At 71.9% G+C, this 7,643-nt stretch carries 6 protein-coding genes; 3 read left to right on the forward strand and 3 right to left on the reverse strand.

Translation table 11 applies throughout. The annotated features are described in order from the left end of the window. Nucleotides 1-145 precede the first annotated feature (145 nt). On the forward strand, nucleotides 146-2,665 hold the full coding sequence (locus ACFYXS_RS35435; protein WP_389255854.1) for a CehA/McbA family metallohydrolase: 2,520 nt from the start codon (nucleotides 146-148) through the stop codon (nucleotides 2,663-2,665). Nucleotides 2,666-3,166: 501 nt separating this feature from the next. Next, nucleotides 3,167-3,529: a DUF805 domain-containing protein gene (locus tag ACFYXS_RS35440; RefSeq protein ID WP_389255856.1), complete on the forward strand. Its 363-nt coding sequence runs from the start codon at nucleotides 3,167-3,169 to the stop codon at nucleotides 3,527-3,529. Between the two features lie 90 nt (nucleotides 3,530-3,619). Here the strand turns inward: ACFYXS_RS35440 and ACFYXS_RS35445 are convergent, their stop codons facing one another. Both ACFYXS_RS35445 and ACFYXS_RS35450 read right to left on the reverse strand, forming a co-directional pair. Then, nucleotides 3,620-4,372, reverse strand: coding sequence for an SDR family NAD(P)-dependent oxidoreductase (locus ACFYXS_RS35445; protein ID WP_389255858.1), 753 nt, complete (start codon nucleotides 4,370-4,372; stop codon nucleotides 3,620-3,622). A gap of 142 nt (nucleotides 4,373-4,514) precedes the next feature. Further along, the gene (locus ACFYXS_RS35450) at nucleotides 4,515-5,054 is read right to left on the reverse strand and encodes a hypothetical protein (RefSeq protein WP_389255868.1); all 540 of its coding nucleotides are present in this window, start codon (nucleotides 5,052-5,054) and stop codon (nucleotides 4,515-4,517) included. A gap of 178 nt (nucleotides 5,055-5,232) precedes the next feature. Here ACFYXS_RS35450 and ACFYXS_RS35455 point away from each other — a divergent pair, with 178 nt between their 5' ends. Then, nucleotides 5,233-6,153: an alpha/beta fold hydrolase gene (locus ACFYXS_RS35455; RefSeq protein WP_389255860.1), complete on the forward strand. Its 921-nt coding sequence runs from the start codon at nucleotides 5,233-5,235 to the stop codon at nucleotides 6,151-6,153. A gap of 259 nt (nucleotides 6,154-6,412) precedes the next feature. On the opposite strand, the gene ACFYXS_RS35460 is transcribed toward ACFYXS_RS35455, so the two are convergent. Continuing rightward, a complete protein-coding gene (locus ACFYXS_RS35460) occupies nucleotides 6,413-7,492 on the reverse strand; it encodes a WxL protein peptidoglycan domain-containing protein (RefSeq protein WP_389255862.1) in 1,080 nt (359 codons plus the stop codon). Between the last annotated feature and the right edge of the window lie 151 nt (nucleotides 7,493-7,643).

Consider the following 7,643-nt stretch of genomic DNA (forward strand, 5'->3'; position numbering starts at 1 on the left):
CGCACCGTCCGCGTCCGTGGCCCGTGGTGTTCCGCCGACCGGAAGGGTCTCTTCGCGGCGAATTCATGTATTTGCGCATGCATCTTTCTAGCGTCGTGAGTGCACTGCCCCTCCTCGGGACAGTGGACGAAAGGCGGTTGTCCCGATGCATGCCACGACACAACCAGGCGGCCCGAACCAGCCGGTGAGCGGCCACCTGCCCCGAAGGAAGCTGCTGGTCGCGGCAGGCGCTGCCGTCGCCGCCGCGACCATAGGCGCGGGCGTCGCCGACGCCGCGACAGTCACCGGCCGCCCCGGGCGGCCCGCGCCCGGCCTGCCCGCCAGGAGAGCGAAGGCCCCTAAGGGCCAGTGGCTGGCGGGCGACACCCATGTCCACGACGACCACTCCTCCGACGGCAGTGGTCCCCGCCAGGCCTCGAAGCAGACCCTCCCGGGCAACCTCCCGGTCGGCGACCAGATCGCCCAGGGCGAGAAGGTCGGCCTGGACTTCATGCCGCTGACCGACCACCGCACCTACGACCAGGTGTGGGACCCGCAGTGGGCATCCTCGAAGCTGCTCCTCCTGCCCGGTGAGGAGGCCAACGGCTCCCCGCACGCCATCGTGCTCGGCAACGTCGACGTCGTGGTGGACGGCGCCAACCCGCCCGGCTCGGCGGCCTACCGGCACGTGCAGCAGTCTGTGTGGGACGTCCACGCCCAGAACGCCGTGTGGTCGCAGGCCCACCCCGACGACGGCGAGTACACCCGGGAAGGCGGTGTCAACGCCAACGCCAGCGTTCAGGGCAGCGACCTGGTCGAGGTGCTCAACGTCGCGAGCGACCCCGACGTGGAGATGGAGTACGCCGAGAACCGCTGGAACCACGGCTTCCGCTTCGGTGTGGCCGCCGCCAGCGACTGCCACTTCCGCGAGCTGTGGGACATCGACAGCCCCGGTGAGCCCACCACCCGGGTGTTCGCCGCGCAGCGTTCGGTCCGTGGCATCCTCGACGGCTTCCGGGCCGGCCGCACCACCGTCTCGCAGAACATCACCGGTCCCTTCGTCACGCTGGAGGCCGACGCCGACGGCGACGGCGTGTACGAGGCGATCGGCGGCGACGAGGTCGTGGTCACTGGGCGCAAGCTGCCCCGCAAGGCGAGCCTGCGGGTGAAGGTGAGGTCCGGCAAGGGCACCACCGTGCACGTGTACGCCGCACCGGGCCGCTCGGCCGGGCCGGTCGCGACGTTCAACCCGCGTACGGCGAACGAGACGTACGAGCTGCCGCTCGACATGAAGGGCGGCGACCACACCTGGTACCGGGTCGAGGTCCGCTCGCCCGGCGGCGCCTCGGGCTCGGAGGCCGACCCGACGCTGCCGGACCAGCTGCGCGCCGCGACCTCGCCGGTCTTCCTGTCCGTCGGCGCGCCCGCGGAACCGGCACCGGAGATCCCGCTGCCGGCCGCGGACACCGCCGCCGACCGGGCGGCCCTGGCCATCGGCGAGCAGGGCGCCTTCACCGGTTTCGCCGACGTGGCGGTGGCCGGGGACGTCACCCACGTCGTCGCCGAGGTGCACGAGGACCAGGCGACCCGGGTCGTCCACGTCAGGCTCGACCGCAAGGGCAGGCCCGGCAAGGTCCGCACCCTGTCCGGCGATTCGCCCACCGCGCGCTTCCCGCGCATAGCCGCACACGGCGACGACGTGTGGGTGGTGTGGCAGGACGAACGCGGCAAGGAGCAGCCGCACCAGCCGGTGGTCCTCATGGCGACCAGCGGCAACGGCGGAGACTCGTTCAAGGCCCCGCAGAAGATCAGCAAGGGCAAGGGCCGGGCGGTGCAGCCCGCGCTGGCCCTGGTCGACGACAAGCACCCGCTGGTCGTCTGGTCCGACAACAGCGGCGGCGCCTTCGACGTGTACGCCCAGATCGTCGGTGTCGACAAGGCCGCGGTGAACGTGTCCGCGGCGGGCAAGACCACCAGCCCCGGCACCCCCGCCGACGCACGGTCACCGCGCTACCCCGCCTCGCTGTTCCCGGCCGTCACCGTCGTCGGCGGCAAGCGCGCCGTGGTGACCTGGCAGGACGACCGGTACGACCCGGACCCGCTGTGGACGGGGCACACCCCGCCGGCCGGTCAGCCGGCGAGCGGCGGCACCGACCCCGACAACTGGCAGATCCTTGCCACGGTCCGCACCGCACCGGGCCGCCCCTGGGGCACACCCGTCGCGGTGAGCGCGGTCACCGACCGCGCGGACCGGCATCCGAGCGTCGCCGCCGACGCGCACGGCACGCTCGTGGCGATCTGGGAGTCCGGCGCCCTGCAGAGCTCCGGCGCCAACCTCCAGTTGCGGTCGAGCACTTCCACGGACGGCGGCGCCACCTGGAGCCCGTACCGGCAGGTCGCCCTCGACCCGGACGCGATGAGCCGGCGCGCCCGGCTCGCCCAGGACCCCGACGGCCGCATACGCGCGGTCTGGTACGACTCCCGGTCCGCCGACTGGCGTTGGAAGGTCCTCACCGCCACCCTCGACACGGTCGGCACCTGGTCGGACGCGGAACAGGTCAGCACGCGCGGCAACAACACCTGGCCCGCCCTGCACGGCGGCACCGTGGTGTTCACCAGCGACCGCGGTGCGACCCGCACCCAACGGGACGTCACCCAGCAGATCTACCGGACCCGGCTGGCCTGAGCCCGTTCCCGTCCGGCTCCGGATCCGTACGGCGACCGCCGTCACCGGGGCCGGACGGCCGCGGGGTGCTCTCCTGCGTCCGGCTGTGTCGAGTCACACCGTGGTACTCGACGTTCCGCACGTCGTGGTACGGGCGATAGGTGCGCCGGCGCCAGAGATACCAGTACGCGTACCCCACCGTCTTGAGCACACCGAGGACGGAGCGGACGACGAGATCGCGGAGCACGGGGATTCCTGAGGTTGTCCGAGACGGCCGGCTGATGCCGTATCCGCATCGAAACGGACGTCGGAGGCGCGGGGGTTGCCGTACGGCGTCGGACCGGCGAACGCGGGCGTGCGCGCAGGTGAGGGCACCCGGCGGGACGTGCCGCGCGGGTGTGCGCGCCGCGCGCGGAGCCGGTTATCGAAACGTGTCTTGACCTGCGCAGCACAACACTCATAACTTCCGCGTGCTCGATCATTTCAAGACGAGCCACACACCATGGCCTTGGGGGCAATCGCATGAACTGGTACCTCGACGTGCTCAAGAAGTACGCGGTCTTCAACGGTCGCGCGCGCCGCACCGAGTACTGGATGTTCACGCTGTTCAACGTGATCATCTACATCGTGCTGCTCTTCGTGGGTCGCGCGATCGGCTTCTCCCTGCTGCCGGCCCTGTACGGGATCGCGGTGCTCCTGCCCACGATCGCCGTCGGCGTCCGCCGGCTGCACGACACCGGCCGCACCGGCTGGCTGTACCTGCTCGGCCTGATCCCCTGCGTCGGCGGCATCATCCTGCTGGTCTTCTTCTGCGGCGACAGCAAGCCCGAGCACAACGAGTACGGCCCGAACCCGAAGCTCGTCGACGGCCCGGCCGCCGTCTGACGTCCGGCAGCGGACAGCGGGGCGGTCCCGGACGACGATGTCCGGGACCGCCCCGCTGTCCGCGACCTCGCGCGCGGTTCCGCTGACGGGTCAGGCGGCGATCACGGCCGCGGTCGTGCGGCCGCCGTCCACGTCCAGGGTGATCCCGTGCACGAACCGCGCCTCGTCCGAGGCGAGGTACACCGCGGCCTGGGCGATGTCCTCGGGGGAACCGACGGTTCCCGCGGGGGTGCCCGCCATCATGACCTCGGAAGCGTGGCCGGGGGCCAGGACCACTCCGGGGGAGATGGCGTTGACCCGCACCCCGTCCGGCCCGAACTCGGCGGCCCAGGCCCGCGTGAACGTCTCCACCGCGCCCTTGGTGGAGCTGTAGAGCGCGCCGCGGGATATGCCGAGCCGGGCGATCCACGACCCGAGGTTGATGATCGCGCCGCCGCCGGACGCGGCCATGGCCGGTGCGACGGCCGCGGTGAGGAAGAAGGGCGCCTTCATGTTGACGGCGATCACACGGTCGAAGGTCTCCTCGTCCGTGTCGGGAGTCGTGGGACTCGGGTAGATGCCCGCGTTGTTCACCAGGATGTCGATGCGCCCTCCCAGCGCGCGGCCGGCCTCCTCCGCCAGCCGCCGGGAGGCGGCGGCGCTGCCGTCGAGGTCCGCGGGAACGAACGCGGCGGTCCCGCCCAGGGCGCGGATCTCCGCCACGACCTCTTCCCCGCGCTCCTTGCTGCGTCCCGAGACGGCCACGTGCGCCCCCTCCGTACCGAAAGCCACGGCGATGGCCCGGCCGATGTTGCTGGTGGCCCCGGTGACCAGGGCGGTCTTGTGCTGCAGACGTGCGGTCATGATCGTGCTGCCCCTCTGGGTGCGGTCGGAACGGGGTCCACCTTGCGTCGCAAAAATTGGACCCGCAAGTCCAACTCCGGAGAGGGTGTCCGGACCGGCGACACGGCACCGGGGACGCCGGCGCACTCATGGCCGAGGACCCTCAGCCCACGCCCGCGGCCCATTCCGCGAGCGTGGCGAAGTCGTCATCGGTGAGTCCGATCCGCGGGTCGATCCGGTGCAGCAGAGCGGGCCCGTCGTGGTGGACGGCCACCCAGTCGCGGTCCGCATCGGTGATCTCGTCGTCGACCCACGCGAACGCACGGCCCTTCACCCACGCGACGATCTCCGGGGTCTTCCAGAACACACCGCCGCCCGGATCGAGCCGTGGCGAGGGCCAGGGGACGAAGGGGAGAGCGGGCAGTCCCAGCACCGGCGCGATGAAGTCGTTCGCCTCGTCCTCCCACGTGGTGGCCCAGGCCAGATCGAAGGGCAGGGCGCGCAACGCCGGTCCGTGCCCGGGATCGAGCCACACGCGAAGCGGCCTGATCCGCCCGTCCGGCAGCCCCCACGCGGTCAGCCGGGCCTGTTCCGCGGCCTTCCAGCGGGGCGTCACCATCCGGTGCGTCCCGTAGCCACGCGGCCGCCGAGAGCGCTTCGCGGCGTACGGATTCAGCGGGCCGTCCACGTCCACCAGCAGCATCGGGCGCATCCCGTACCCCCCTTCACCCCTATCCGAAAGGTACCGTCCCGGCGCCTTGCTTCCCCGGTCCGCGCAGAGAATCCGGGTCGCTCCTGCAACGTCCTCGGGTGCCGCACGTCTGTCAGCACGAAGGGACCGTCGCATCGGCGCTCCCAGGCACCCACACACAAGGACGAACGTGAGAACAATCCGCTGGGCGATCCCGGTCGCCCTGCTGTGCCTCTGCGGAGTGTCGGCCTGCTCCTCCGCACCCGAGGCGGCCGGCACACCGGAGCCCACCAAGGCGTCGGTGCGGCCGCCGTCGGCCGGCACGCCCGCGCAGCGGCCCAGCACGACCCCGCCCAGCCCGAAGCGGCCCAGCGCGCATCCGCCCGTCACCTACACCCCCAGCTGGCCCGAGCGGACGGCCCGCACCGAGGCCGGGTACCTCGTCAACACATGTGTCCCCGCGTCGCTCCGTGACAGTGTCACGACGCTGACCACCAGCGACGGCGTCCATCTGTCCGCCCTCGAACTGGGGGACGGCCCCGACGGTGTGCTCCTCGATCACGAACAGGGTTACAACATCTGCTCGTTCGTCGACATCGGGAAACAACTCGCCTCGCGCGGCTACCACGTGGTGATCCCGGAGTACCGCAACCACGGTGCCTCGGAACACGTAGCCGACAACGAGCACATCGACCGCGACGCGCGGGCCGGGCTCGCCGAGCTCAAGCGCCTCGGCGCCGAGCGGGTCTTCCTCGGCGGGGCCTCCTGCGGCGGCACGACGGCGGCCGTCGCCGGGGCCGACGGCGAACTCCCCGTGGTGGGGCTGCTCATGATGTCCTCGCCCGCCCGCTGCGGCGGTGTGGACGCGGTCGCGGCGGTGCGGAAGATCGACGCCCCGTCCCTGTTCGCGGTGTCACCGGGGGACATGGAGGGCGCGGTGGAGAAGCAGGTCCGTGAGGTCTACGCGGCGTCCGCGGCGACGCAGAAGCGGCTCATCATCGATCAGAGCGGTTACCACGGTACGGACATGATCCGGCGTGGGCCCCGCGGTGCCGCGTTGGAGCGCGACGTCGTCTCTTTCGTCGTGGCCGCCTACGACAAGGCACGATGAGGTCCCTGTCCGGGACCCTGGGTGAGCCTGCCGGAACGTGGTGGTTTAGGGTGTAAAGCACCACCGGGGCACAGGGTTTCGGTGGAGGCGCGGGTGGATGTTGTGATCTCCCTAGGGTAATTCCGCCCGCGCCGCGCATCCTTGCTCATGCCCTGCCCCTGCCCCTGCCCCTGCCCCACGGCACGCCGCCACCGCACGCCCGCGCGGCGCGCGCCCCCGTGGCCGCCAGGGCCGGGGACGCGCGCCGCGCTTCGGTCGGTCAGCTCTCCTGCGTCGTGCGGTCCCGCAGCGCCTGCTCGACGGCGCTCTGCACGCGGGCGTCCTCACGGACCTTGCGGCGTGCGCGGGTGCGGCGGGCGAGGATCAGTCCGCCGACGGCGGCCGCGATCACCACGAGCACCAGCGCGAGCAGCGTCCAGGGGACGGCCCAACCGTGGGCCGTGGCCCGCACCGGCTGGAGCGGGGTGGTGGTGCCCGAGGCGTCGGTGAGGAGCGGGGTCAGGGTCACGTTCGCGGCCAGGTTCACGGCGGGGGCGACGCCGTGGACGGGCACCTTCACCTTCCAGCTCTCTCCGGGGAGCAGCTGCGGCGGCGCGGCGATGCGGCCGGCCTCGGTGCGCAGCCAGCCGAACGGGCCCGTGACGGAAGCCGCCTGGCTGCCCGACAGAGTGGCGTTGCCGGTGTTGTGCACCGTGTAGGTGACGGTGGCGTCGCCCTTGGCGAACGGGTTGACCGAACCGGAGTAGTCGACCTTCAGGTCCTCGATCGCGAACCGCGGCTTGAGCGCGCCGCTGACCCGCAGCGAGACGCGGATGCCGAGGCGCCGGTCCACATTGATGCCCGCGGCGTCGTCCGACTGCTTCAGGGACGTGAGGATGCCGCCCACGTGGTCGCCGGGCGTCGCGTTGGACGGGACGGAGACGGTGAAGGGGATCTGCGCGGTCTTGCCGGGCCCGATCACGACGCTGTCGCGGTCGGCGTGAACCCAGGCGCCGATCCCGACGGACTTCCGGTCCCTGGTGAGCAGGTCGAGCTGGCCGGTCCCGGTGGTGTAGCCGTCTGCGGCGTACAGCGCCAGCCGGAGCGGGGACTTGCCGTGGTTGGCCACGACCATGGCGTCCTTGACCTGGTTGCCGGGGTTCACGTCGTAGCTGTAGCTGGAGCGGTCGTCGCCGTACCCGTTCGCGGCCGTCCTGACCGTCCACGTGACGTCGCCGTCGGCTGCCCGCGCGGGGCCGCCGCTCAGGCCGGTGATCGCGAAGGCCAGGAGCAGGGCCAGGGCGGCGGGGCGGACGAGCGCGCGGACGGTGGTCGTCAGGCGCGTGACGGGTGCGTGCATCTCTGGATTCTCCTGGAACGGGGAGGCGGGGGGGGGGCCCCCCCCGGGCCCCCCCCCCCCCCGCGGGGGCGAAAATCAGTGGGGCGGGGTTGTCAGAGGGGGGGGGGGGGTTCACAAAGCAGCACCAAGGGCGGGTGTATAAAAAAAAAAA

It is taken from the genome of Streptomyces sp. NPDC002574 (assembly GCF_042889545.1).
Taxonomy (GTDB): Bacteria; Actinomycetota; Actinomycetes; order Streptomycetales; family Streptomycetaceae; genus Actinacidiphila.

Excerpts from the sequence above, each read along its gene's own strand:
- ACFYXS_RS35435 (WP_389255854.1), top strand. The coding sequence starts at position 146 with ATGCATGCCACGACACAACCAGGCGGCCCGAACCAGCCGGTGAGCGGC.
- ACFYXS_RS35440 (WP_389255856.1), top strand. The coding sequence starts at position 3,167 with ATGAACTGGTACCTCGACGTGCTCAAGAAGTACGCGGTCTTCAACGGT.
- ACFYXS_RS35445 (WP_389255858.1), bottom strand. The coding sequence starts at position 4,372 with ATGACCGCACGTCTGCAGCACAAGACCGCCCTGGTCACCGGGGCCACC.
- ACFYXS_RS35450 (WP_389255868.1), bottom strand. The coding sequence starts at position 5,054 with ATGCTGCTGGTGGACGTGGACGGCCCGCTGAATCCGTACGCCGCGAAG.
- ACFYXS_RS35460 (WP_389255862.1), bottom strand. The coding sequence starts at position 7,492 with ATGCACGCACCCGTCACGCGCCTGACGACCACCGTCCGCGCGCTCGTC.